Below are 24065 nucleotides of genomic sequence, written 5' to 3' on the forward strand. Positions count from 1 at the left end.
ACGCCCGTCCCCCTTCTTGCATGCTGAGCTGACCACTTTCGGGCCCCGAAAGTGGTCAGCTCAGCATGCAAGAAAGGGAAAACGGGTGGTCAGGGGGCGCCGGCGGCGGCTTGGCACTGGGCGGCGCCGTGGCAGGTCGTCAGCGCGACGAGCGTGTGGGTCAGCGCGGGCGGCACGCCGGCCGCGGCGATGTTGTGCAGCTCGTTCGGGTCGGTCTGCGTGTCGTAGTACTCCTGCTGGCCGTTGCGATAGCGCACGTACAGCGCGTCGGCAGTACGCACCGCCGAGTATGTCGGTGGCGCGCCGCTGCGCAGGGCCTGTCCGTCCGGATCGTTCTTCGCGTTCGCCGGCCCGTGGTGCTCGATCAGCAACGCCCGCTGCCACAGGAGTGGGGCCTGCCCGTGCCACAGGGGGGTGAGCGGCACGCCGTCGACCGTCTTCGGGACGCGCGCCCCGACCAGGTTCTCGAACGTCGGGGCGAGATCGATGTTGCTGGCGAGCTGTGGCGCGACGCGGCCCGCCGGCACGCCCGGGCCGGTGACCACGAGCGGCACGTGCGTGTCGGTGTCGTACGCGGTCTGCTTGCCGGGCAGCAGGCGGTACTCGCCCATGTGGTAGCCGTTGTCGGAGTTGAAGACGAAGTAGGTGTTTTTCGCGGCACCCGTCGCCTGGAGCGTGCGCTGCAGGTTGCCGATCAGGTCGTCGACGGCGAGATCGGACTGCACCCGCTTGCGGTACTGCTGGTCGATGAACTGTTGCTGGCTCGCGCTCAACGCCGGGCTGCTCCGCAACCAGGACGCCGCGCCGGTGGGCAACGCGTCGTACGCCGGCGTGCGGGGGTAGCGCAGGAACGGGAAGGCGTTGGCGTAGCGCGGTGCCGGCGTCGACGGCTTGTGCGGCGCGAACGTCGCCACCTCGAGCATGAACGGTTCCCGCCGCGCGGCACTGGACCGGATGAACCCGGCGGCCTTCCCGGACAGGACGTCGGTCAGGTAGTCCTGCGGCTTGCTGCCGAAATGCTGCTGCCGCCCGTCCTCATTGAGCGTGTAGTTGTACTGCGCGTAGCCGTTACCCGCGACGTCCCACTCGTCCCAGCCCGGGGGCACGCCGTCCGCGGGGTCGTAACCGTTCAGGTACTTGCCCATCAGTGCGGTGCGGTAGCCCGCGCGTTGCAGCGCGATGCTGAACGAACGCTCGCGATCACCATGGGCGTTGAACCCTGAGTACCCGCCGTCCGAGCCGGTGTTGCGGAAGACGCCGTCGTCGTGCGGGAACTCGCCGGTGAACGTCGCCGAGCGCGACGGGCAGCACAGGGAGTCCACGACGTGGAAATCGCTCATCGTCGTACCGGCGTGCTCGAGCCCGAGGACGTGCGGCATGTGCGCGACGAGGTTCATCGACAGGTCGTCGGTGAGCACGAACACGATGTTCGGGCTGGTCGTGCCGGTGATGCGGCCGGGGGAGAAGTGCGTGCGGTGGTGCGGCGACTCGTGCGTCGACGAGGTGCACGCCGCGAGCAGCAGGAGAACAACGGTCAGTAGGGCAACGGACGGACGCCGCCGACCGCGCGGACGGCGCGTCACCGAGGTCGGCTATCGGCCGGCACCCGCGTGGCGACCCACGCGCGCAATGCCGCCTCGTCCACGGGTTCCGGTTCGCCGGGCTTGTCGGCGGCGGGGTCGACCTCGGCGAGCGCGTAGGCGTCGTTGCTCGCGAGCACGATCGCGCGAATGTGTTGCTCCCGGCGTTCGTCGCCCTCGGTGTGCGGCGTGATGAGTTCGACGGTGCGTCCCGTCGGCTCCGAGCCGGGCGTGGGCCGCGTCAGCCATTCGATGAGCACGTCGATGGCAGTCGCGGGTGGCAGCAGCCGGTTGAGGTACACGCCCTCGAGACGCGCCGAGACCAACACGGCGGCCGTTTCGCGTGCCGCGAGATCGATGCCGTACCCGACGATCTGGACGTCGCTGTTCGCGGGTTCGCCCAGCACCAGAAGCCACGACGGCTCGGCGCGCGCCCGCGCGATCACGTGCACCCGCGGGTCGAGAACGAACGCCGTGCCGTCGGGCGACGAGGTCAGCAGTTGCCGTGCCAGCAAGCCGCGTTCGGCAGTCTGTCGGACCAGGTCCCGGCCGCCGTCGTCCAAGCCCGTCCACCACGCGACGTCGCCGGGGTGCTCGAGCGTGGGGGCGTCGGACAGGGTGAAGAGGTCTTCACGGGTCAGCGAGGGCAGCGTGCCGTCGCTGGCGCCTGCGTCGACCTCTGCGACGAGCTCGCGGACGAGCCGGCTGGACTCCGCTCCGTCTTCGGGCAGCGCCGCCTCCGGGTCAGCCGCCACGGATCACGACTCCGTTGAGGTTGAGGACGAGGAACGTGACGGCGACGAGCGCCGCCAGCGGCGCAACGTAGCGCCACTGATTGGGCTGCCCCGTGCGCCGCTGTGTCCGCAGTGCCACGAAGGTGATCCCGACGAAGAACACGGCGGTGATGCCCATGCCGATCGCCTCGGCATGCGCCGTGCTCACGTGCTGCTCAAAGCAGACCGCCGACGAAGCTGGTCGCCGAGTGCCAGCCGCTGCTCACAGCGTGCGTGGTGTCGTGCCAGCCGGTGCTGACGGCGTGCGTGGTGTCGTGCCAGCCGGTGCTGACGGCGTGCGTGGTGTCGTGCCAGCCGGTACTGACGGCGTGCGACGTCCAGTTCCACGCGGTGCTCAGCCCGTGCTTGATCTGATCCCAGTGGTGGTAGACGTAGTCGCCGGCCAGGATCAGACCGGTGCCGACCATCACGACCTCGCCGACGCCGGGGACCCAGTCGGCAACCGCGTTCGCGCCGAGCAACGTCGAGGAGAACGCCATGCCGGTGCCGACGAGGTTCGCGCCCGCAGCAATGCGTAGGCCGCCGGCCTCGTACTTGTTCTTGACGCCCGGGTCGATAAGCGTGAACACATCGCCGACAGCACCGAGGGCGCCGCCGAACTTGCCGAGCGCGCCGAGCACGCCGGTCTCCGGCAGGCCGCCGGCCACCGCGCGCTCGACCTTCTCCGCCGTCTCGCCGGCCGGGCCGAGCGCGGAGAACGCGTCGTCGACGGCCTTGAACCGGGTCAGCGCATCATTGAGATCGGTCAGACTGGCCAGACCACGGTCCATGTTGAGCGCGACAGGGCCGACGATCTCGTCGAATGCGGTGCGCAGGTCACCTGCCGTGGCGGCGACCTCGCGTTGATTGAGCAGCAGCCGGTACACCGCCCAACCGGCCGGACCGGGGGATGCAGCGCCGACGAGGGCGTTGGGCGGCCCGAGATACTTGTCGTTGAAGTCGGCGAGCGCTTCCTTCCAGTTGACCGAGCCGTCCTTGTTGATCGCCTTCTTCGGGACGGCCTTCTCGGCCGCGCCGAGGGCGCTCCAGGCCTGGTCCGGGGTCATCGTGCCGTTCGCGGCGGCCTTTGCCAGGTTGCTGACGCCGAGCGAGGTCGTGACGCGGCGACGGATCTGGTCCGGCGTCAGCTTCGCGCTCTGCGGCACCGCGACGTCGGTCTCCATGTCCACTGCCGAAGCCAGCTTGCCGGCGAGCGACTTCAGGTGGGACTTGGCAGTGTTGGCAAGACCCTCCAGATGCGCGATCTTCGCCGCGTTCTTGTCGGGGTGCTGCTTGAGCGGCTCGGCCTGCTGCTTGTAGCCGGCCACCTCCGTCGTGGTCCGGTCCAGCGCCGTGCCGTAGGCGCCGATCGCTTGCGCAGCACGCGACAACGCGGTCTCCATCGCGGCCAGCTGGGCCTGGATGCCCGCGCCGGCGTCGCGGAAATCGTCGCTGCGGTTGCCGTGCCACTCGTTCAGGGCCGTGGCCACCGCGCCCTTGGTGGACTTCGCGCCACTGTCGATGTCCGCGGCGGCCTTCTGCAGCGCGCGGCTGGCGCTCTTCAGTCCGCCGGCGTCCCCGGGCGGCGGGTCGAACGCGTCGCTCATCGCGGGTACCCCGAACCGCCGGAGCCCACCGGTAGCGGCCCGTGCCCCGGTGCGCCGCCACCTGCCGTGGTCAGGTCCTGGGCTGCGTTGCCGGCGAGTTTGCTTGCGGCCTGTAGTTCGATCTCGACGTCCGAGGCGGTCTGCGAGAACGCGGCGGCGAGCCGGCTGATCGCGCCGGACATCGGGTCGCCTCCGGCCGCGCCGGATCCCTGCGAACCTGCACTGTTGATCGCTGCCGCGGTCGAGCCGACGACGCGCGCGGCGCGGCCGAGCCCGCTCGCGCCGTCCGAGATCGACGCCGGGTTGCCACCTACCGGGCCGCCACCGCCCATGTCCTGCTCCTCCCCTGCGATCTTGCCGTCGTCAAAGTTTAGGTCCAGCCACGATCCGTGGCGCCGTCAGCCCGCCGCCATCAACCGCAATCGCAGATGGTCGGCGAAGGCCGCTGCGTCGGCACGGTCGTGCACCGTCTTCGCGCCCAGCAGGCCGTGCCGGGACGACTCGATGTCCGCGCTGCCGTCGGCGGCGACGCGGTAGCGCGACGGCTCCTGACGACCGCGCGCGTCCGCGAACAGCACCAGCGTCTCTCGACCGGTGCCGGGCGGTGGCGTCGCATCGGCGACCGCCTGCTCGATGAGGACGTCCAGACGCAGCAGCGAGATCGAGACCGCAGACGCGGGCGGCGCGTCGGACAACGGAACGAGAACGTGCTCGACGACGGCTTGGCCTGCGCGCGCGACATCCATGAGCAGGGTGAGTCGGCGGACCACCTGCACGGCGTCCGACCCGTGCGGCTCGTCCCAGCTGGAGATGACACCGGTGTGGGCCTTCGGGTGCACGGCCAGCTGGACGACGCTCAGCAGCGGGCCGAGCGGGCGGTAGGCCGCGAGTTGCCAGGGCGTCGGCTCGGCGAGGCCGCGCTCGACCAGCCGCCGGCCGCCCGCGTCGATCTGTTCCGGTGTCAGCGGCGAGCGTTTGGCCGACGGCGTGGGCAGGCCGCTGACCGCGACCAGCTCCGCTTCGTCGACGTCGACGAGCTGGTGGGTGCCGGTGTCCTGCACCCGTTGCAGCGTTGCGACGAGCTGATCGTCCACGGCGGGCAGTCCGGCCGGCTGGTCGCTCACGCCCTCGATGTTGCCAGGGCCTGCCCACAGGCCGCTGAGGGCCCTTCGGGACGGCGTTCTTTACGCCCGCGCGTGCATGGGCCACCATGTGAGGCCCGGCCCGCGGAGGTTGCGATGGAACCCACCGGCACGTTGCGCCCGGCGCACACCGAACTCGCCGCCGTCCGCGTCCGGCGCGCCGAGATGCGCGAGCGGCTCGGCGAGGTCGAGAACGCGCTGGCCGCCCCGGCCTCCGGGCAGGAGGTCATGTGGGGCAACGCGGTGCATGCCGCCCTGCTGCTGCTCGAGGCCGACTTCGCGGCGCACATCGAGGTCACCGAAGGCCCTGGCGGTCTGCACGAATCGATCCTCGACGGCGACCTGCGGCTGGCGAACGCCGTGGACGTGCTGACCGGTGAACATGCCGAGATCCGTACCCGGCTGCGGGCACTGGTCGCAGACAGTGCGCCGCCGGTGTACTCGGGCGACGTCGACCAGCTGCGTGAACGCGCCACCACGCTGCTCGCCCGGCTGGCGCGGCACCGCCAGCGTGGCGCGGACCTGGTCTACGAGGCGTTCCACACCGACGTCGGCGGCGGCGACTGACTCTCGACGGGCCGTCGCGTCAGGCGCGCGGACTCCGGGCCGGTCGATCGACGCTGGTCACCGAACTCCACGCCGGCGAGCGGCCGATCAGCGCCACGCTGCCGACCAGCGCGGCGAAACAACACGCGTCGATGGCGAGCGCGCCGGCGCTGACGGCGAGTTGTTCACCGAGCAGACCGACCCCCAACCCGATGGCGACCACCGGTTCGGTCGCGGTGGACGGGGGCAGCGAGTAGTCCAGGCGTGCGGCGCCGAACGCATTCTGCGCGAGAACCACGCCGGCCACACCCGTTGCCACCGTCAGGTAGGGATACGGCGAGGTGAGCCATGCGGCGAAGCCGTGCCGATCCGCGACGACGGACGTCCCGCGCGTGGCGACGTCCTGCAGGCCGTAGAGGACGCCGGCAGCGGTGGCGAGCAGTACTCCCTCGAGTGCCGCGCGACGCCCGCGCGCCACCACGACGAGTGCGCCGGCAAGGGTGAAGACGGCGACGGTGCCGATGGCCACGGTGAGCAGGTCGGTTCGCGCGTCGCGGCTGGCACTGCGCGCGCTGACGGCCAGGAACACCGCGAGTGTCGCGGTCAACAGCAGCGCGCCGAGCAGCTCCTGCCAGCGAGGCGCATGCCGCACGACGCCGGCCGCTACGGCCAGCGCGACGAGCAGGCTCAGCGAGAGCAGCGGCTCGACCACGGCGACATCACCGACGACGAATGCGCCCGCGCCGAGCAGTTGGCCGCCGACGATGGCGAGCGTCCCGAGCCACCACATCCGTGCGTGCAGGAGGCGCACGATCAGCCGTGCGTGCAGCACGTCGGCGCTGGCCTGCGCGGCCACGCGCTGCTGCAGCACGTAGCCGACGCCGAGCGCCCCCGCGCCCAACAGGCCGAGCAGGTAGACCATGGGCGCCGTCCTACTCGGCGAGCTCCGCTTCGAGGTCGACGTCGTGGCTGTGCACCTTGTCCGGGTGCAGGAACACGAAACGCTTGTAGGCCCAGAACCGGAACAGCGTGCCGAGCCCGATGGTGACCACGTTGACGACCGACACCGTCAGGCTGGTGTGCCCGTAGTGCAGCGGGTAGACGAACACGGCGATGATCAGCTCGGAGAAGATCAGCGTGATCACGTTGATGCCGAAGAAGAACGCGGTCTCGCGCCCGATGCTCGTGCGGGCCCGGTGCGAGAAGGACAGGTGGCGGTTGCCGAAGTAGGCGAACGTGGTCGACAGGACCGTCGAGACGCCCTTGGACTTCAACGCGCCGAAGTGCGCCACGTGCGTCAGCCAGGTGAAGGTGCCGAGGTCGATCATCAGCGCGATCACGCCGATGACCCCGAAGGCGGCGATCTCCTTGAGCAGGATGCGCCATGACCCCCGCAGATAATCAGCGAGCGAGGAACGCTTCGCCGTGGCCGTCACATGCGCGACCTTACCGGCCGTCACGGGTCCGGCCGAGACCTTGCACAGCGCGGCCTAGGCTCTCGCCCGTGGACGCACGCACCGGGCTGCCCGTGGTCGGGATGGTCGGCGCCGGCCAGTTGGCCCGGATGACGCACCAGGCGGCCATCGCACTCGGCCAGTCGCTGCGCGTGCTCGCCGATTCGCCGGATGACGGCACGGCGCTCGTCGCGTCCGATGTCGTGCTCGGCGACTACCGCTCCCTGGACGACCTGCGGGCATTCGCACAGGGCTGCGACGTCGTCACCTTCGATCACGAGCACGTGCCGCACGAGCATCTGCGCGCGCTCGTCGCCGACGGCGCGAACGTGCAACCGGGGCCGTCGGCGCTGCGGTTCGCGCAGGACAAGCTGGCGATGCGCGAACGGCTCAGCGCGCTCGGCGTGCCGTGTCCGCGCTGGACGGCTGTGGCGTCTGCCGCGGACCTTCGCGACTTCGGTGCCGACGTCGGCTGGCCGGTGGTGTTGAAGGCGGCCACCGGCGGCTACGACGGCAAGGGCGTGTGGGTCGTCGAGAGCGTCGATGCGGCCGCTGACGTGCTGGCCTCCGGGACGCGGTTGCTCGCCGAGGAGAAGGTCGCGATCGAGCGCGAGCTCGCCGCCGTCATCGCGCGTTCGGCGTTCGGGCAGGGCGCCGCGTGGCCGGTCGTGGAGACGGTGCAGCGCGACGGCATCTGCGTGCAGGTCATCGCCCCCGCCCCCGATCTCGACGACGAGCTCGCCGAACACGCACAGGACCTCGCGCTGCGCATCGCGGCCGAACTGGGCGTCACCGGGGTGCTCGCCGTCGAGCTGTTCCAGACCCGTGGCGGGCTGGTGGTGAACGAGCTCGCGATGCGCCCGCACAACTCCGCGCACTGGACGATCGAGGGTACCCGGACGTCGCAGTTCGAGCAGCACGTGCGCGCGGTCCTGGACTATCCGCTCGGCTCGCCCCGGCCGACCGCACCGGTCACCGTCATGGCGAACCTGCTCGGCGGGCCGGCCGACGTCCGGCCGGCCGGCATCGACGAACGGGTGCACCACTTCATGGCGCACTGGCCGGACGTCAAGCTGCACCTGTACGGCAAGCAGTTCCGGCCCGGCCGCAAGGTCGGGCACGTGACCGCGCTCGGCGACGACGTCGAGGAAGTCCGCGCCCGCGCCGCCGCCGCCGCCGACTACCTGGTGAACGGGGACAAGGAATGACTGCTCCGAGAGTCGGACTCATCATGGGCAGCGACTCGGATTACGAGGTCATGGGCGCGGCCGGCGCGGCGTTGGCCGAGTTCGACGTGCCGCACGAGGTGCGGGTGGTGTCGGCGCACCGCACCCCGCTCGGCATGGCCGACTACGCACAGTCCGCCGCCGGCCGCGGCCTGCGGGTGATCGTCGCCGGCGCCGGCGGTGCCGCGCACCTGCCCGGCATGGTCGCGTCGCTCACGACATTGCCGGTCATCGGCGTGCCGGTGCCGTTGAAATACCTGGACGGCATGGATTCGCTGCTGTCGATCGTCCAGATGCCCGCCGGTGTGCCAGTGGCGACCGTCTCCATCGGCGGCGCGCGCAACGCGGGCCTGCTCGCGGTGCGCATCCTGGCCGCCACCGACGACGCGCTCGCCGAGCGGATGGCTGCGTTCCAGCGTGATCTCGCGGCGAGCGCCGAGACGAAGAACGCGGCCTTGCAGGAGCGCCTGCACTGACCCGACGCGCGCGCGTCGCGAGCCTGCTCATCTTGCGTCCGTAAGGTGTGCTGATGTTCCCGGCTGCACTTCGCGAACGGCTGCGTTCGCGCAAGCTGCAGGCGGTCCTGCTCGTCGTCGTGCTCGCGGTCGTCGCCGTAATCGCGGCCGTCGCGGTCAGCCGGCCGGGCGGCGTGCGGGTCAGCCAGGGGCTCGTCACCGGCACGCCCGAGGCGGGCAAGAAGGTCGAGCTCGACACGTCGCTTTACGTTCCGGACACCACGCCGGCCCCCGCGGTGCTGCTCTCCCAGGGCTTCGGCGGCGACAAGTCATCGCTCGCGACCGCGGCGCGGACGTTCGCGCAGAACGGCTTCGTGGCGTTGACCTACAGCGCCCGCGGCTTCGGCGACTCGGGCGGCCTGATCCACTTCGCGTCACCCGACTACGAGATCAACGACGGCAAGCTGCTGCTGGACCACCTGGCCGGCTTGAAGCAAGTAAAAAAGGTAGACGGGCGCGCGCAGCTCGCCACCGCCGGCTCGTCCTACGGCGGCGGCCTGTCGCTGCTCATCGCGGCGGCCGACCCACGCGTGCGGGCGGTGGCCGCAGACATCACCTGGAACAGCCTCTCGCACGCGCTGTTCCCGAACTTCGCCGGCACGCAGCCGGGTGTCTTCAAGAAGCTGTGGGCCGGCGAGCTGTTCGGCAACGCGTTCGCCCGCCCGGACCTGTCGACGCTGCTCGGCGGCGCGGCCGACCCGCCGGCGACGGGTTCGGTGTCGTGCGGACGGTTCGCGGCCGACGTGTGTGCGGCCTACCAGGCCTCGGCCACCGCGGGGACGCCGAATGCGGCGATGCAACAGCTGATGCGCCAGGCAAGTCCGGCGAGCGTGCTGAGCCGGATCCGCGTCCCGACGCTGTTGACCCAGGGCGAGCAGGATTCGCTGTTCCCGCTCAGCGAGGCGGACGCCAACGCGCGGGGGATCGCGGCGCACGGCACGCCGGTCCGCGTCGTCTGGCGTCCCGGTGGCCACGACGCAGGCTCGGTCGGCGAGACGACGGCGACCTCCGACGCAGTCCGCTGGTTCCACGAGGCGTTCGCCGGGAGCGTGTCGCGTCAGCAACCGTTCCAGCTCGCCGAGCAGGCGGGGCAGGTCTCGGCAGAGACGGGTGACGCGTCGCAGCAGCAGCTGGACGCACCCGGTTATCCCGGCATCGCAGGAACGAAGCGCGAAACCCGGCGCGTGACCCTCGACGGCCCGGCGCAGCAGATCTCCTCGCCGGCCGGCGGCGCCCCGGCGGTGATCACCAGCATCCCCGGCCTGGGCGGCATCTCGAGCCGTTTCGACGGCGTGCTCGCGCGGCTGCCGAGCGGCCCGGGCCAGACGGCGATCTTCGGTTCGGACCCGCTGACGAAGGCCCTGCGTGTCGCCGGCCAGCCGACCGTCCGGCTCACCGTCACGACCCGCTCGAGCACCGACGCGGTGCTCTTCGTCGGGCTGCGCGACGTCGACCGCGACGGCTCGCCGACACTCCCGTCGCAGCTCGTCTCGCCGATCAAGCTCACCGGCATGCGCCCGGGCGCGCCGCGCATCGTCACCGTGCGGCTGCCGAGCTTCGTGCGCAACGTGCTCGCCGGGCACCGGCTCGTGCTGGCGGTGAGCGCGTCGGACTTCTCCTTCGACGGTCCCGACGACGCGCGTCAATACACGGTCGGCCTGCCGGAGGACCGCACCGCCGTGACGGTGCCGACGACGCGCGGCACGGCCATCGGCGGCGGGCACCCGTTCGGCTGGCTGATCGTCGGCGGCGCGCTCGCGGTGCTCGTCATCGCCGGCGTCGCATTCGTCGTCCTGCGCCGTCGGCGCATCCTCAAGCCGCGCGCCGACCTCGCCGACGTGCCGGTCGCCGTGGAGGGATTGGTCAAGGAGTACGCGGGTGGTTACCGGGCCGTCGACGACGTCAGTTTCACCGTGCGCCGTGGGCAGGTCGTCGGGTTGCTCGGCCCGAACGGCGCCGGCAAGACGACGGCGCTGCGCGTACTCGTCGGGCTGATCACGCCCACCGCCGGGGCCGTCTACGTCTTCGGCCAGCCCGTGCTGCCCGGTGCGTCGGTGCTCGCCCGCGTCGGCGCGTTCATCGAGGGCCCGGGTTTCCTGCCGCACCTGTCCGGCCGGGAGAACCTGCGCCTGTTCTGGGCGGCGACCGGCCGGGACCCGGCGCAGGCCGAGTTCGACACCGCGCTGGACATCGCGGGGCTGGGCGGCTCGATCGATCGCCGCGTCCGCACCTACAGCCAGGGCATGCGGCAGCGGCTCGGCATCGCGCAGTCCATGCTCGGGTTGCCCGAGCTGCTCGTGCTCGACGAACCCACCAACGGCCTCGACCCGCCGCAGATCGCCGAGATGCGCGAGGTGCTGCAGGACTACGCGCACACCGGACGCACCGTGGTCGTGTCGAGCCACCTGCTCGGTGAGGTGGAGCAGACCTGCACCGACGTGGTCGTCATGCACCGCGGCAAGGTCGTCGCGGCGGGGTCGGTGGCCGACATCGCCGGGGGCACCGGCAAGCAGCTCGCCGTCGACGACCCGGAGGTCGCCGCCCGCGTCCTCGCCGACGCCGGGGTCGGCGCGCAGCTGGTGCCGGCGCGCCGCGCCCTGGAGGACGTTTTCCTCGACCTGATCGGAGAAGCGCCGTGACCGACCTGAACGGCCGCACGCGGCTCGGCGACCGCGAGCTGTCCAGGGTCGCCGCCACCCGGCGCGGCATCCACGACCGTCTCGCGCAGCTCGACGCGGGCCGGGCACCGGAGTTCGTGCCGGGCCACACGCTGCGGCTGCGGGTCGAGTTCGCGCGGCAGCTGCGCAGACGGCGCACGCAGGTCGCGTTCGGCCTGCTGTTCCTGCTGCCGATCATCATGGCGATCGCGTTCCAGGTCGGTGGCGGCGCCGGCGGCGACGCGCCGCAGCTCGTCGGGCTCGCCACCGCTGGTGGCATCAACTTCGCGCTGTTCGCCGAGTTCGCCTCCGTCGGGTTCCTGCTCGTCGTCGTCGTCGCACTGTTCTGCGGCGACACGGTGGCCAGCGAGGCGAGCTGGGCGTCGCTGCGCTACCTGCTCGCGCAGCCGGTGCCGCGCGCCCGGTTGCTGCGGCAGAAGTTCGTCGTCGCCGGGCTGCTGTGCGTCGCCGCCAACGTGCTGCTGCCGGTGTGGGCGTTCGTGATCGGCGGTCTGTTCTTCGGCTTCGGTCCGGCGCACTCGCCGCTCGGCGGCGACTTCTCGACGGGCGAGTCCCTGCTGCGCATGCTGGTGGTCGTCGCCTACATCTGCGTGACGCTGCTGAAGTTCGCCGCGCTCGCGTTCCTGCTGAGTGTCAGCGTCGACAACCCGCTCGGCGCGGTCGGCGGCGCGGTGATGCTCGCGGTGATCAGCTCGATCATCGACCAGATCACCGCGCTCGGTTCCTATCGCAGCTACCTGCCGACGCACTTCGACTACGCCTGGGTCGACACCCTCAGCTCGCCGATCGTGTGGGACGACATGATCCGCGGTGCGGGTCTGTCGCTGATCTACAGCGCGGTGTTCCTCGGCTGGGCGTGGCTGCGCTTCGACCGCAAGGACATCACGTCGTAGCCGCGCGGCGCCGCTCGCGGTAGGCCGCGACGTTCGCGCGGTTGCCGCAGCTGCCGTCGCAGAAGCGTCGCGAGTGGTTCTTGGACAGGTCGACGAACACGTCGGCGCAGTCGTCGGCCGCGCAGGTGTGCAGCCGGTCGAGTTCGTCGGCGCGCACCACGTCGGCGAACGCCATCGCGGCCTCGACCTGCATCCGTTGCGCGAGCGGTTGATCCGGCGCGGTCGCGTGCATGTGGTAGTCCCACTCGTCGTGCCGCACGAGCTGCGGCAGCGCGCTGGCCTCGCGCAGCAGCTCGTTGACGATCGCCACGACGCCGTCCTTGTCGCTGCTCCACAGGGCAGCGAGCCGCGGGCGCAGCGCCCGCACCGCGTCGAGCTCGGCACGGGTGTGCCGGTAGCTGCCGGTGAACTTCCAGTCGCGGACGAACGTGTCGAGCTCGCCGACGGTGGCCAGCGAGTCGTCGTTCGCGGTGTTGACCAGCGCCGCGGCGCAGGTGAGCGCAACCTCCGTGTCATGAGCAAAAAGCAAATTGACTCCTGACATCGGCCATGGTTAGCGTGTCATCAGCGTAATTCGTTTTGCTCATTACGGCGAAAGGTGATCGTCCCGTGCCCAGCACCAACGCCGCCGGTCTCGGCCTGGCGATCGCGTCCGCCGCGACGTTCGGGACGTCCGGCACCTTCGCGAGCGGCCTGCTCGCGGCGGGCTGGACGCCCGGTGCTGCGGTGACGATCCGCGTCGGGGTGGCCGCGCTGCTGCTGACGATCCCCGCCGTGCTCACGATGCGCGGGCGCTGGCACCTGCTGCGCCGGTCACTCGGTGCCGTGGCCGCCTACGGGCTGGTCGCCATCGCCGGGTGCCAGCTCTTCTACTTCAACGCCGTCGAGCGCCTGTCGGTGGGCGTCGCGCTGCTGCTCGAATACTGCGGCACCCTGCTCGTCGTCGTATGGCTGTGGGTGCGTCACCACCAGCGGCCCAGTGCGCGGACGGGCGTCGGCGGCGTCATCGCGCTCGCCGGGCTGTGCTGCGTGCTCGACCTGACCGGCGGCGCGCACCTCGACCCGGTCGGCGTCCTGTGGGGTCTGGCGGCCGCGGCGGGGCTGGCCACGTACTTCATGCTCTCGGCCCGGGCGGACGACCCGTTGCCGCCGCTCGTCACCGTGTGGGGCGGCATGTGCGTCGGCTCGGTCGCGCTGCTCCTGCTCGGCGTTGTCGGGGCGATCCCGATGCGCGCTTCGACGGCCGCCGCGGACTTCGCCGACACGCGCGTCGCCTGGTGGCTGCCGGTGCTCGGCCTGGCGTTCGTCGCGGCGGCGCTGGCCTACACGCTGGGTATCGCCGCGGCCCAACGCCTCGGTGCCCGGCTCGCGTCGTTCGTCGGGCTGGCCGAGGTGTTGTTCGCGGTGTTGTGCGCCTGGCTGCTGCTCGGCGAGCGGCCGGGCGTCGTGCAGGGCATCGGCGGCGTGGTGATGCTCGCCGGGATCGCGCTGGTGCGTGCGGGGGAGCGCGTGGGCGCTGACGAGCAGGTCGTTGCGGCTCCGGCCGCCACCGAGCCCGTGCCACAGTGAGCCGGTGACCGGCGTCGAGGAACCGCCGACCGGCGCGCGCACCGTCACCGTGGCGGCGCAGCGGCTCAGGCGGTGGCTCGACGGTTTCGCCGAGCGGCACGGCGACACCCGCACTGCGACATCGGCCGAGGTAGTGGTCCTGGTCGGTGACGACGGCGCACGTGCCTGGCTCGAGGTTCCGTTCCCGCCGTTGACCGGCGACATCGTGGAGCACGTCATGCGCGACCGCCGGGTGGGTGTGTTGCTGGTGCGGCGCGGAGGCTACGCGGTGGGTGCCTTTGCCGGCGCGGAGCTGATCGCGTCGAAGGTCGGGTCGCGATACGTGCAGGGCGGCACGAAGGCGGGCGGGTGGTCGCAGCAGCGCTACGCGCGCCGTCGCGGCAACCAGGCCACGGCCGCGTTCGCCGACGCCGCCGACGCCACCGCGCGGGTCCTCGGCGACGACCAGCTCGACGCGTTCGTCGCCGGGGGCGATCGCGATGCGGTGCGGGCCGTGCTGGCCGACCCGCGGCTCGCACACCTGCAGCCGGCCGGGCCGTGGCTGCAGGTGCAGGACGTCAAGCTGCGCACGCTGCAGGCCATGCCCGAGCAGTTCCGCGCCGTCCGCATCCGCCTCGACCCCTGATCAGCGGTGGCCCCGGCCTCGGTTTGCACCCGCACCCGTCGCCAACCGGGGTCCGGGCGGGGGAGTTGACGACGGTACCGGGTGCAAACGGGCGCTCGGCCGGGGCGGGGAAGTCCGTGCCAGGATCGAGGGATGAGCGATCCGCGCGCCGGACAGCCGGCTCGAGCCGAGGACCTCGTCGACGTCGACGCGCTGATCAGCGCGTACTACGACCTGCACCCCGACCCGGCGAACCCGGAGCAGCAGGTCAGCTTCGGCACGTCCGGGCACCGCGGGTCCGCGCTGAAGTCGACGTTCAACGAGGACCACATCGTCGCCACCAGCCAGGCGATCTGCGAGTACCGCGCGCGCCAGGGCATCGACGGCCCACTGTTCCTCGGCGCCGACACGCACGCGCTCAGCGAGCCGGCAACGGCGTCCGCGCTCGAGGTGTTCGCCGCCAACGGCGTCACCACGCTGATCGATTCTCGCGGGCGCTACACGCCGACGCCGTCGGTGTCCCTGGCAATCCTCACGCACAACGCGGACGGCGACGCTGCACGCGCGGACGGCGTGGTCGTCACGCCGTCGCACAACCCGCCGCAGGACGGTGGGTTCAAGTACAACCCGCCGGACGGCGGGCCGGCCGGTACCGACATCACGACGTGGATCCAGAACCGCGCGAACGAGCTGCTCGCCGGCGGCCTGCGCGGCGTCGAGCGCGTGCCGCACGAGCGGGCACTGCGCGCGGACACGACGCAGCGCTACGACTTCCTCGACGCATACGTTGCCGCACTGCCCGACGTCGTCGACCTCGACGCCGTCCGCGCGGCCGGCGTGCGGATCGGCGCGGACCCGCTCGGGGGCGCCAGCGTCGATTACTGGGCCGAGATCGGGTCGCGGTACGGACTCGACCTGACCGTCGTCAACGACACCGTCGACCCGCAGTTCGCGTTCATGACGCTCGACACCGACGGCAAGATCCGGATGGACTGCTCGTCGCCGGTCGCGATGGCCTCGCTGATCTCGCGGCAGCACGAGTTCGACATCGCCACCGGCAACGACACCGACTCCGACCGGCACGGCATCGTGACGCCGGACGGCGGGTTGATGAACCCCAACCACTACCTCGCGGTCGCGATCGACTACCTCTACCGCAACCGCGCCGACTGGCCGACGCGCGCCGCGGTCGGCAAGACGCTGGTCAGTTCGTCGATGATCGACAAAGTCGCGGCGAGCCTGGACCGTGAACTGCTCGAGGTCCCGGTGGGCTTCAAATGGTTCGTCCCCGGCCTGCTCGACGGCTCGGTGGCCTTCGGCGGCGAGGAGAGCGCAGGTGCGTCGTTCCTGCGCCGGAACGGTTCGGTGTGGACCACCGACAAGGACGGCATCATCTTGTGCCTGCTGGCGTCCGAGATTACCGCCGTCACCGGCTCGTCGCCGTCGCAGCGCTACGCCGAGCTGACGCAACGCTTCGGCGACCCCGCATACGCGCGCATCGACTCACCCGCAACGCGCGAGCAGAAGGCGGTGCTCGGCAAACTCTCGCCCGACCAGGTCGACGCCGACACGCTTGCCGGCGAGAAGATCGTCGCCAAGCTCACGAAGGCGCCGGGCAACGACGCGGCCCTCGGCGGGTTGAAGGTCGTCAGTGAATCGGGCTGGTTCGCCGCGCGCCCCTCGGGCACCGAGGACGTCTACAAGCTCTACGCCGAGTCGTTCCGCGGCGCGGATCACCTCGCGCGGATCCAGGACGAGGCGCGTGCCATCGTCGACGCCGCACTGGGCGGGTGACGGCGGGTGACGGCGGGTGACCCCAGCGCCCGCCCCCGCCCCGTAAGGTAAGCAGCCGTGCAGATCCAGGGTGGGCAGCGTCGGCGCAGCGCCCCCGACCCGACCTTCTCGGTGTTGCGCGGCGACCAACGCGGCCCGCTAGGCAAGCTCGTCGACGCGTTCGTCGTGGTGGTCGCGCAGGTGGCTGTCGCGGCGATGTGCGGCATCTATGCCGTGCTGAAGAAGCTGCCGACCCGCAACAAGATCGTCCTGATGTCCCGGCTCTACGACCAGACATCGCAGGACTTCGCCGGGGTGCGCGACGAGATCCACCGGCAGAGTCCGCGCACCCACGTCGTCGTGCTCAACCACCGCAACACCCGGCCGTGGGCGGTCCCGGGCCAGATGCTCGTCGAGATGTACCAGCTCGCGACGTCGCGCGCCTGCGTCACCGACAGCTACATGGCTGCCATCAGCGCGCTGGAGCACAAAGATGAGCTGATCATCGTGCAGATGTGGCACGCGCTCGGCGCCATCAAGCGGTTCGGGCTCGCGGCGGTGGGCACCGCCGAAGGTCGGCCGGGCGGCCTCGCGCGGGTGATGCGCATGCACCACGGCTACGACTGGGTGATCGCCGGCGGCAAGCGCATGGTCGAGCCGTTCGCGGAGTCGTTCGGCGTTGCGCCGGACCACGTGCTGCCGATCGGCACGCCGCGCGTCGACCTGCTGCGCGACCCCGACTACCTGGCGGGCAAGCGCAAGCGCATCGACGCTGCGCACCCGCAACTGCGTGACCGCCGGGTCGTGCTGTACGCCCCCACCTTCCGCACCGGCGATCCGGTGCGCGTCGAACCGCTGCTCGACGCCCTGATCGAGGCCGAGCTCGACGTCGTCGTCGCGCTGCACCCGCTGGACCACCGCGACTTCTCCCGGCTGCCCGGCGTCACGCAGGACCCGACGTTCACCACGCTCGACTGGCTGACCATCGCGAGCGACCTCGTCACCGACTACTCGGCTGTCGCGTTCGACGCCGCGGTGCTCGGCGTGCCGATCTACGCCTACGCCTACGACCTGGACGAGTACCGCGAGCGGCGCGGCATCCCGTTCGACTACGAGCACGACATGCCGGGCGTCGTCCACCGCGACGAGAAGTCCGTCGTGCGCGCGTTGCTCGAGCACGCCGTCACCGACGCCGACGTCGAACGGTTCCGGGAGAACTTCGTCAGCGAACCCGACGGCGGCAGCACCCGGCGCATCGCGGCGCTCGCGCTCGGTGCGTCGCCGGCGGAGCTCGGATGAACAAATCCCGGGTGCGCGCCCTCGGCGTCGCGGTGCTCAAGCGGGTGGTGTGGTTGCGGTTGATCTACCGCTTCGGCCGGCGTGCCCAGCGCCAGCTCGTCTTCCGCTGGCAATCGCGCGGTGGCACCGATCGGGCGCTCGTCGTATTCGAGTCGTTCAACGGCCGCAGCTACGCCGGCTCGCCCCGTGCGTTGTACGAGGCGATGCTTCGCGACCCGCGCTTCGCCCGCTGCCGCTTCGTGTGGGCCCTGCGCGAACCGGGCCGCTCGGCGCAGTTCCCGGCGTTGGACGACCCGCGCACCGAGGTCGTGCACTACCGCACCACGCCGTACTACCGTGCGTTCGGCACCGCGCGGGTGTGGATCAGTAATTCGATCATCGCGCCGGAGATGAGCCCGCGCGCCGATCAGGTGTACTTGCAGACGTGGCACGGCACGCCGCTCAAACGCATCGGCCTGGACGTCGTCGCCACCACCGAGACCGCGATGAACGGCAAGGCCGAGATCGACGATCGTTACCGCGAAGAAGCAGTGAAGATCAGCCGGTTCCTGTCCTCGGCGCCGTTCACCACCGAGGCGTTCGCCACCGCGTTCGGGTTGCCGGCCGAAGGTGAGCGCACCCCGTTCGTCGAGACCGGGCAGCCACGCAACGACGTGCTGGTCAACGCCGGGGCGAGCCAGGTCGCGGCCGCCCGGACGAAGCTGCGCATCGAGCCCGGCACGAAGGTCATCCTCTACGCGCCCACCTGGCGCGACGACCAGCACGACTCGCGTTCCGGATACGTCTACACGCAGCCGCTGGACATCGCCCGGCTGCACAAGACGCTCGGCGACGGCTGGCTGCTGCTGTTCCGCGCCCACTACCTGGTGACGAACACCATCGACTTCGCCGGGCACGGCGACTTCGTACGCGATGTGTCCGGCGTGGACGACATCAACGACCTGTGCCTGGCCAGTGATGTGCTGATCACCGACTACTCGAGCATCTACTTCGACTACGCACTGCTCGACCGGCCGATGCTGTTCTTCATGTACGACCTCGCGAGGTACGCGTCGGCGCTGCGTGGCTTCTACCTGCCGGTCGAGGACGTCCCCGGGCCCGTCGTGCGCGACCAGGACGAGCTCGAGGCTGCCCTGCTCGCCCCCGACCTCGGTGCCGCCGAACGGCCCCGTCGCGCCGAGCTCGTGGCCCGGCTGGCGCCACACGACGACGGCTGCGCATCTACCCGCGTCCTGGATCTGCTCGCCCCCGAGCTGAGTGTCTGACACCGTTGCCGAATGGGGAGGAATACGACGTGACCGAGCCGGACAAGATCACCGACCTCACCCAACGTCCCGCCTGGCAGTCCCTGCAGGAGCACCACTCGGCTGTTGCGAACACCCACTTGCGTGAGCTGTTCGAGCAGGACGCCGAGCGCGGCGCACGGTTGAGCGCGCAGGCGTGCGGCATCTACCTCGACTACTCCAAGAACCGGGTCACCGACGAGACGCTCGAGCTGCTGCGCCGGCTGGCCGACGAGTCGGGCCTGCGTGAGCGCATCGACGCCATGTTCGCCGGCGAGAAGATCAACATCACCGAGGGCCGCGCCGTGCTGCACGTGGCGCTGCGCGCACCCACCGGCGAGCGGATCGCGGTCGACGGCGTGGACGTCGTGCCGGCGGTACACGAGGTCCTCGACCGGATGGCCGAGTTCGCCAACCGGATCCGCGGTGGCCACTGGCTGGGGCACACCGGCAGGCCGATCACCAACATCGTCAACATCGGTATCGGTGGGTCCGACCTCGGGCCGGTCATGGCCTACGAGGCGCTGCGGCACTACAGCGATCGCAACCTGACCTTCCGCTTCGTGTCCAACGTCGACGGCACTGACTTCGCCGAGGCCACCCGCGATCTCGATCCCGAGCAGACGCTGTTCATCGTGTCGTCGAAGACGTTCACCACGCTGGAGACGATGACCAACGCCGTCTCCGCCCGGGACTGGATCCTCGCCGCGATGGACAGCAAGTCGGCTATCGCCAAGCACTTCGCCGCGGTGTCGACGAACGCCGAGGCCGTCGAGCAGTTCGGCATCGACGTCATGAACATGTTCGGCTTCTGGGACTGGGTCGGTGGCCGCTACTCGATGGACTCCGCGATCGGTCTGTCGACGATGATCGCCGTCGGCCCCGACGCGTTCAATGAGATGCTCGCCGGCTTCCACGAGATGGACGAGCACTTCCGGACGGCGCCGTGGGAGCAGAACCTGCCGGTGCTGCTAGGCCTGCTGACCGTCTGGTACACGGATTTCTTCGACGCCCAGACCCAGGCGGTGTTGCCCTACGACCAGTACCTCAAGCGGTTCCCGGCGTACCTGCAGCAGCTGACCATGGAGTCCAACGGCAAGCACGTGACGCTCGCCGGGAAGACCGTCGACTACCCGACCGGTCCGGTCTACTGGGGTGAGCCGGGCACCAACGGCCAGCACAGCTTCTACCAGCTCATCCATCAGGGCACCGAGCTCATCCCGGCCGACTTCATCGGCTTCACGCAGTCGCTGAACCCCGAGGTGACGTCCGAGGGCGTCGCGCACCACGACCTGCTCACCGCCAACGTCTTCGCCCAGGGGGAGGCGCTCGCGTTCGGCAAGACCGCCCAGCAGGTCAAGGACGAGGGGACCGACGACTGGCTCGTGCCGCACCGCGTGTTCGACGGCAACCGCCCGTCGAACACGTTGCTGCTCGACGAGCTGACCCCGCGATCGCTCGGCACGCTCGTCGCGTTGTACGAGCACAGCGTCTTCACCCAGGGCACCGTCTGGTCGATCAACTCCTTCGACCAATGGGGTGTCGAGCTCGGCAAGGTGCTGGCGAAGAAGGTTGCCGGCGAGCTGTCGGCCGCTGACGAGCCGGACCTGACGCACGACAGTTCCACCAACGAATTGATCCGCCGCTACAGAGCGGCGCGTGCCGGAAAGGACTCCTGACATGCAGCTCGGCATGATCGGCCTGGGGCGCATGGGCGCCAACATCGTGCGGCGCATCATGCGCGACGGGCACACCGCCGTCGCGTACGACACCAACCCCGACACCGTCGACCAGTTGGCCGGCGAGGGCGCGATCGGCGCCAAGACGCTCGAGGAGTTCGTGCAGAAGCTCGACAAGCCGCGGGTGGCCTGGGTGATGATCCCGGCCGGCATCACGGACAAGGTCGTGGAGCAGCTGTCCGGACTGCTCGACGAGGGCGACATCATCATCAACGGCGGCAACTCGAACTACCGCGAGGACTACGACCGCGCCAAGGCACTCAAGGAGAACCAGAACATCGAGTACCTCGACGTCGGCACCAGCGGCGGTGTGTGGGGTCTCGACCGCGGGTACTGCCTGATGATCGGCGGCGACCAGGGTGCGTACGAGCACTGCGAGCCGTTGTTCGCGAGCATCGCGCCGGGTGTCGGCGACGTCGAGCGCACGCCCGGCCGCAAGGGTGACCCCGCACCGGAGGAGCAGGGGTATCTGTTGTGCGGGGACGCCGGCGCAGGGCACTTCGTGAAGATGGTCCACAACGGCATCGAGTACGGCATGATGGCTGCCTACGCCGAGGGCCTCAACGTGTTGCATAAGGCCAATGCCGGCAAGACCGAGAAGACGCACTCCGCCGAGGAGACGCCCCTCGAACAGCCCGAGTACTACCGCTACGACCTCGACCTCGCCGCGGTCAGCGAGGTGTGGCGACGCGGCTCGGTGATCGCGTCATGGCTGCTCGACCTCACCGCCGGGTCGCTCTACGGCGACCCGAACCTCGACGGTGTGGCTGGGCGGGTCTCGGATTCCGGCGAGGGGCGCTGGACGATCAAAGCCGGCATCGACGAGGGCGTCCCGACCCCGGTGCTCGCGGCGTCGCTGTTCGCCCGGTTCTCCAGCCGCGGCGAGGCCGTCTACGCGGACAAGCTGCTGTCGGCCATGCGCAAGGCGTTCGGCGGCCACAACGAATTGCCCACAGGTGAATGAGGCGGGTGGAGTCGAGCTTGCTCGTGCTGCCGACGCGATCGAACCTGCCGAGTGGCGAAGGCGCGATCACCGGAGCATAAGGCGAACCTCGCCCGCGTGAGCGTTCCGAACGTCCTGGGCGCCGTCGCGGGCGGCCTGCTGGTGGTGCTGGCGTGGGGCAGCGTGCTCTCCGTGCTCGTCGTGCCGCGGCGGACCCGCAACCAGCTCAACCGCGTGATGTTCGAGGTCGTCGAGTGGTTTTTCCGATTCGTGGCGCACCGGTTACGCGGCTATGCGTTGCGCGACCGGTGGCTGGCCTGGCAGGGGCCGTCGCTGATCATGGTGCAGCTCGCAGCGTGGCTGGCCATCTTCTACGTCGGGTATGCGCTGATCATCAATGCGATTCAAGTGGACAGCGTGGCTCATGCGTTCGCCCAGTCCGGGTCGTCGCTGTTCACCCTCGGATACGCGGGGCCGCAAGGTGCATCGCTCAACATCGTCGACTACCTGGCTGCGGCGACCGGCCTGATCGTCGTCGCGTTGCAGATCGGTTACCTGCCGACGCTCTACGGCGCGTTCAACCGTCGCGAGACCGAGGTACGGCTGCTGTTCGGGCGGGCCGGCGTGCCGGCCTGGGGCCCGGAGATCCTCGCCCGGACTCGCTTCGGGTTCACTGCCGATGACCACGGCGCTGTCATGGACGACTTCTACCTGCGGTGGGAGCGCTGGGCCGCTGATCTTTCCGAGAGCCACACGAACTATCCGGTGCTCACGCTGCTCCGCTCGCCATTGCGCCTTTCGTCGTGGCTGGTGGCGATCGTCGCGGTCATGGATTCGGCCGCGCTGTGGCTCGCGCTCGCCCCGGGCAGTGCGCCGGTGACCGAAGCCCGATTGGCGCTGCGGATGGGCTTCACCGCGTTGCGTGCCGTAGCCGATTCGCTCGGCATGGAGACCGACCGCGACCCTGATCCCGACGCTGCGCTGCAACTGTCCTACGACGCGTATCTCGACGGCGTCGGGCGGATCTTCGAGACGTCGTTCCGGACGGAGCGGACCGCGGAGGAGGCCTGGCCGGACTTCCGCGGCTGGCGGGTGAACTACGAGGCGATCGCGTACAAGCTGGCGGCCCGCCTGGACGCGGTGCCGGCACCGTGGACCGGACCGCGGCTCACCGGTGACGCGGAGATCGAACCGATCCGCCCACCCAACCGGACCCCCACGCCCTACCAGCAGCAGGACGACCCCTCGTCGTGACCGCTGCGCAGTGGGCACCGTTGGAGGAACTGCGTTTGCGCCTCGCCGAGGGCACGGAGTGAGCTGAGCCGAACTTCGCTAGTGATCAATACGGCGCGGGTTCGGGTGGTGGTCGGGTCCAGGTGGTGCCGATGGGGTTGGTCCAGGCGACTTGGCCGGTGACGGGGTCGCGGCGCAGTGTCCAGTGGCCGTCGTGTTTGAGGTGGTGGTGTCGGGCGCATAGGCAGATGAGGTTGGTCGGGGTGGTGGGTCCGCCGGCTGCCCAGGGGGTGAGGTGGTCGATCTCGGTGGTGGTGGCGCGGCGGCGGCAGCCGGGGAACTGGCAGGTGCGGTCGCGTAGTTGGACGTAGCGGGCCATGGGTTTGGGTGGCCGGTAGTTGGCCGATGTGGTGTCGCAGACGCGACCGTTCGGGTCGAGCAGCAGCCGGCGCCATCTGCTGTCCGGGTCGAAGGCGAGGGCGCGGGCGATGCTGGCGGGGATGGTGCCGTGCCCGTCGAGGGCGCCGGGTTGGTCGTCGAGGAACAGCAGGGTGGACAGCGCGACGGTCACGTTGACCCGCGCCCCACCGCTGCCCCGCGGTGGCACGGCCGTCCCGGTGCCGGTGCCGGTGGTGAGGGCGGCGAGGGCGTCGGCGCGGCGTTGGTCGGCGGTGCGCTCGTCGAGGCCTTTCCAGGAGTCGGCGAGGGTGTTGACGGCGGTCTGCATGGCGGCGGCCTGTTCGGCTGGTTGAGTGACCATTGTTCGACCATCCCGTTATCGGCGGGGGTGAACACGACGCGGCGTTGCGCGCGGGCGGCAGCGCGTTTGGCTTCGGCGGCGCGGGTGTCGACGCTGGCGACGGCGCGGCGTAGCGAGTACCCGAACTGGGCCAGGGTCTGGGATCCGGCACGCGCCAGGACCCGTGTCTGCACCTGCGCGGCGGCGGTGTCGGGCAGGTCGGTGGTGGCTTCGACGAGTCGTTCGGCGTAGTGCGCGCTGATCGTCGCGTCGTGCATCGCGGTGAGGGTGGCCGGGAACCGGCGCGTCACCTCGGTGGCGAGGGCGAGTTTGTGTCCGGCGGTCGCCGAGGGCACGCGTAGCGCGCAGGCGACGTCCTCGCGTATCCACTGCTTGCCCAGGTCCGGTGCACCGTCGCGGTAGGGGTCCGGGTCGGCGGCCATCGCGGCCAGCACGTCGATCTCCACCG

Annotated in this window: 23 protein-coding genes and 1 pseudogene; 13 read left to right on the forward strand and 11 right to left on the reverse strand. The window is 70.6% G+C overall.

All coding sequences use genetic code 11. The features are described from left to right. Positions 1–89 precede the first annotated feature (89 nt). From ACFFCN_RS00690 to ACFFCN_RS00715, 6 genes are all read right to left on the reverse strand, one after another. A complete protein-coding gene (locus ACFFCN_RS00690) occupies positions 90–1583 on the reverse strand; it encodes a sulfatase (protein ID WP_375488716.1) in 1494 nt (497 codons plus the stop codon). Beyond that, positions 1580–2335, reverse strand: coding sequence for a hypothetical protein (locus ACFFCN_RS00695; RefSeq protein WP_375488718.1), 756 nt, complete (start codon positions 2333–2335; stop codon positions 1580–1582). Before ACFFCN_RS00695 ends, ACFFCN_RS00690 begins: the two co-directional genes overlap by 4 nt. Further along, positions 2325–2522 carry a hypothetical protein gene (locus ACFFCN_RS00700; RefSeq protein WP_375488720.1) on the reverse strand — a complete coding sequence of 66 codons (198 nt, stop codon included), beginning with the start codon at positions 2520–2522 and terminating at the stop codon, positions 2325–2327. Before ACFFCN_RS00700 ends, ACFFCN_RS00695 begins: the two co-directional genes overlap by 11 nt. A 7-nt stretch (positions 2523–2529) precedes the next feature. Continuing rightward, positions 2530–3960: a hypothetical protein gene (locus tag ACFFCN_RS00705; protein ID WP_375488722.1), complete on the reverse strand. Its 1431-nt coding sequence runs from the start codon at positions 3958–3960 to the stop codon at positions 2530–2532. Next, complete coding sequence (locus tag ACFFCN_RS00710) at positions 3957–4292, reverse strand: hypothetical protein (protein ID WP_375488723.1); 336 nt, start codon at positions 4290–4292, stop codon at positions 3957–3959. The genes ACFFCN_RS00705 and ACFFCN_RS00710 overlap by 4 nt, the downstream gene beginning before the upstream one ends. Positions 4293–4358: 66 nt before the next feature. After that, the gene (locus tag ACFFCN_RS00715) at positions 4359–5084 is read right to left on the reverse strand and encodes a hypothetical protein (RefSeq protein ID WP_375488725.1); all 726 of its coding nucleotides are present in this window, start codon (positions 5082–5084) and stop codon (positions 4359–4361) included. A 114-nt stretch (positions 5085–5198) separates the two neighbouring features. Between ACFFCN_RS00715 and ACFFCN_RS00720 the strand changes: the two genes are divergently transcribed. Further along, the gene (locus ACFFCN_RS00720) at positions 5199–5669 is read left to right on the forward strand and encodes a hypothetical protein (protein ID WP_375488727.1); all 471 of its coding nucleotides are present in this window, start codon (positions 5199–5201) and stop codon (positions 5667–5669) included. A gap of 19 nt (positions 5670–5688) precedes the next feature. Here ACFFCN_RS00720 and ACFFCN_RS00725 read toward each other — a convergent pair whose 3' ends face one another. Both ACFFCN_RS00725 and ACFFCN_RS00730 read right to left on the reverse strand, forming a co-directional pair. Then, positions 5689–6570: a DMT family transporter gene (locus ACFFCN_RS00725; protein WP_375488729.1), complete on the reverse strand. Its 882-nt coding sequence runs from the start codon at positions 6568–6570 to the stop codon at positions 5689–5691. Positions 6571–6580: 10 nt separating this feature from the next. Beyond that, entirely contained in the window at positions 6581–7084 is a 504-nt protein-coding gene (locus tag ACFFCN_RS00730; protein WP_375488731.1) for a GtrA family protein, read from the reverse strand. A gap of 68 nt (positions 7085–7152) precedes the next feature. Between ACFFCN_RS00730 and ACFFCN_RS00735 the strand changes: the two genes are divergently transcribed. From ACFFCN_RS00735 to ACFFCN_RS00750, 4 genes are read left to right on the forward strand one after another with little or no spacing between them, the layout of a single operon-like run. Continuing rightward, complete coding sequence (locus ACFFCN_RS00735; protein ID WP_375488732.1) at positions 7153–8310, forward strand: 5-(carboxyamino)imidazole ribonucleotide synthase; 1158 nt, start codon at positions 7153–7155, stop codon at positions 8308–8310. After that, entirely contained in the window at positions 8307–8804 is a 498-nt protein-coding gene (gene purE / locus ACFFCN_RS00740) for a 5-(carboxyamino)imidazole ribonucleotide mutase (RefSeq protein WP_375488734.1), read from the forward strand. The genes ACFFCN_RS00735 and purE overlap by 4 nt, the downstream gene beginning before the upstream one ends. 53 nt (positions 8805–8857) lie before the next feature. After that, positions 8858–11482, forward strand: a complete 2625-nt coding sequence (locus ACFFCN_RS00745; RefSeq protein WP_375488736.1) for an alpha/beta fold hydrolase — start codon at positions 8858–8860, stop codon at positions 11480–11482. Continuing rightward, positions 11479–12414 carry an ABC transporter permease gene (locus tag ACFFCN_RS00750; protein WP_375488738.1) on the forward strand — a complete coding sequence of 312 codons (936 nt, stop codon included), beginning with the start codon at positions 11479–11481 and terminating at the stop codon, positions 12412–12414. The genes ACFFCN_RS00745 and ACFFCN_RS00750 overlap by 4 nt, the downstream gene beginning before the upstream one ends. Here the strand turns inward: ACFFCN_RS00750 and ACFFCN_RS00755 are convergent. Beyond that, on the reverse strand, positions 12404–12958 hold the full coding sequence (locus tag ACFFCN_RS00755) for a CGNR zinc finger domain-containing protein (protein ID WP_375488740.1): 555 nt from the start codon (positions 12956–12958) through the stop codon (positions 12404–12406). The genes ACFFCN_RS00750 and ACFFCN_RS00755 overlap by 11 nt on opposite strands. A gap of 65 nt (positions 12959–13023) precedes the next feature. On the opposite strand from ACFFCN_RS00755, the gene ACFFCN_RS00760 reads away from it, so the two are divergent. From ACFFCN_RS00760 to ACFFCN_RS00795, 8 genes are all read left to right on the forward strand, one after another. Beyond that, a complete protein-coding gene (locus ACFFCN_RS00760; RefSeq protein WP_375488742.1) occupies positions 13024–13983 on the forward strand; it encodes a DMT family transporter in 960 nt (319 codons plus the stop codon). 4 nt (positions 13984–13987) lie between these two features. Then, a complete protein-coding gene (locus ACFFCN_RS00765; protein WP_375488743.1) occupies positions 13988–14608 on the forward strand; it encodes an acVLRF1 family peptidyl-tRNA hydrolase in 621 nt (206 codons plus the stop codon). 132 nt (positions 14609–14740) lie between these two features. Then, entirely contained in the window at positions 14741–16381 is a 1641-nt protein-coding gene (gene pgm / locus ACFFCN_RS00770) for a phosphoglucomutase (alpha-D-glucose-1,6-bisphosphate-dependent) (protein ID WP_375488745.1), read from the forward strand. A gap of 57 nt (positions 16382–16438) precedes the next feature. Continuing rightward, the gene (locus tag ACFFCN_RS00775) at positions 16439–17659 is read left to right on the forward strand and encodes a CDP-glycerol glycerophosphotransferase family protein (protein ID WP_375488747.1); all 1221 of its coding nucleotides are present in this window, start codon (positions 16439–16441) and stop codon (positions 17657–17659) included. Beyond that, positions 17656–18924 carry a CDP-glycerol glycerophosphotransferase family protein gene (locus tag ACFFCN_RS00780; protein WP_375488749.1) on the forward strand — a complete coding sequence of 423 codons (1269 nt, stop codon included), beginning with the start codon at positions 17656–17658 and terminating at the stop codon, positions 18922–18924. Before ACFFCN_RS00775 ends, ACFFCN_RS00780 begins: the two co-directional genes overlap by 4 nt. Before the next feature lie 29 nt (positions 18925–18953). Beyond that, positions 18954–20621 carry a glucose-6-phosphate isomerase gene (pgi, locus tag ACFFCN_RS00785; RefSeq protein ID WP_375488751.1) on the forward strand — a complete coding sequence of 556 codons (1668 nt, stop codon included), beginning with the start codon at positions 18954–18956 and terminating at the stop codon, positions 20619–20621. A 1-nt stretch (position 20622) separates the two neighbouring features. Further along, positions 20623–21645 carry a phosphogluconate dehydrogenase (NAD(+)-dependent, decarboxylating) gene (gene gnd, locus ACFFCN_RS00790; protein WP_375488753.1) on the forward strand — a complete coding sequence of 341 codons (1023 nt, stop codon included), beginning with the start codon at positions 20623–20625 and terminating at the stop codon, positions 21643–21645. A gap of 96 nt (positions 21646–21741) precedes the next feature. Continuing rightward, complete coding sequence (locus ACFFCN_RS00795) at positions 21742–22878, forward strand: hypothetical protein (RefSeq protein WP_375488755.1); 1137 nt, start codon at positions 21742–21744, stop codon at positions 22876–22878. Positions 22879–22963: 85 nt separating this feature from the next. Here the strand turns inward: ACFFCN_RS00795 and ACFFCN_RS00800 are convergent, their stop codons facing one another. Together ACFFCN_RS00800 and ACFFCN_RS00805 are read right to left on the reverse strand one after the other, a co-directional pair. Further along, positions 22964–23617: an HNH endonuclease signature motif containing protein gene (locus ACFFCN_RS00800; protein ID WP_375488757.1), complete on the reverse strand. Its 654-nt coding sequence runs from the start codon at positions 23615–23617 to the stop codon at positions 22964–22966. Positions 23618–23682: 65 nt separating this feature from the next. Continuing rightward, positions 23683–24039: pseudogene (locus tag ACFFCN_RS00805) on the reverse strand (DUF222 domain-containing protein); the annotation flags it as partial. Positions 24040–24065: the final 26 nt, after the last annotated feature.

The sequence above is a fragment of the uncultured Jatrophihabitans sp. genome (genome assembly GCF_964246335.1).
Lineage (GTDB): Bacteria > Actinomycetota > Actinomycetes > Mycobacteriales > Jatrophihabitantaceae > Jatrophihabitans.

Bases quoted from the DNA above. Each gene is read 5' to 3' on its own strand.
- ACFFCN_RS00705 (WP_375488722.1), bottom strand. From the start codon at position 3,960: ATGAGCGACGCGTTCGACCCGCCGCCCGGGGACGCCGGCGGACTGAAG.
- ACFFCN_RS00710 (WP_375488723.1), bottom strand. From the start codon at position 4,292: ATGGGCGGTGGCGGCCCGGTAGGTGGCAACCCGGCGTCGATCTCGGAC.
- ACFFCN_RS00720 (WP_375488727.1), top strand. From the start codon at position 5,199: ATGGAACCCACCGGCACGTTGCGCCCGGCGCACACCGAACTCGCCGCC.
- ACFFCN_RS00725 (WP_375488729.1), bottom strand. From the start codon at position 6,570: ATGGTCTACCTGCTCGGCCTGTTGGGCGCGGGGGCGCTCGGCGTCGGC.
- purE (WP_375488734.1), top strand. From the start codon at position 8,307: ATGACTGCTCCGAGAGTCGGACTCATCATGGGCAGCGACTCGGATTAC.
- ACFFCN_RS00745 (WP_375488736.1), top strand. From the start codon at position 8,858: ATGTTCCCGGCTGCACTTCGCGAACGGCTGCGTTCGCGCAAGCTGCAG.
- ACFFCN_RS00755 (WP_375488740.1), bottom strand. From the start codon at position 12,958: ATGTCAGGAGTCAATTTGCTTTTTGCTCATGACACGGAGGTTGCGCTC.
- pgm (WP_375488745.1), top strand. From the start codon at position 14,741: ATGAGCGATCCGCGCGCCGGACAGCCGGCTCGAGCCGAGGACCTCGTC.
- ACFFCN_RS00780 (WP_375488749.1), top strand. From the start codon at position 17,656: ATGAACAAATCCCGGGTGCGCGCCCTCGGCGTCGCGGTGCTCAAGCGG.
- gnd (WP_375488753.1), top strand. From the start codon at position 20,623: ATGCAGCTCGGCATGATCGGCCTGGGGCGCATGGGCGCCAACATCGTG.
- ACFFCN_RS00800 (WP_375488757.1), bottom strand. From the start codon at position 23,617: ATGGTCACTCAACCAGCCGAACAGGCCGCCGCCATGCAGACCGCCGTC.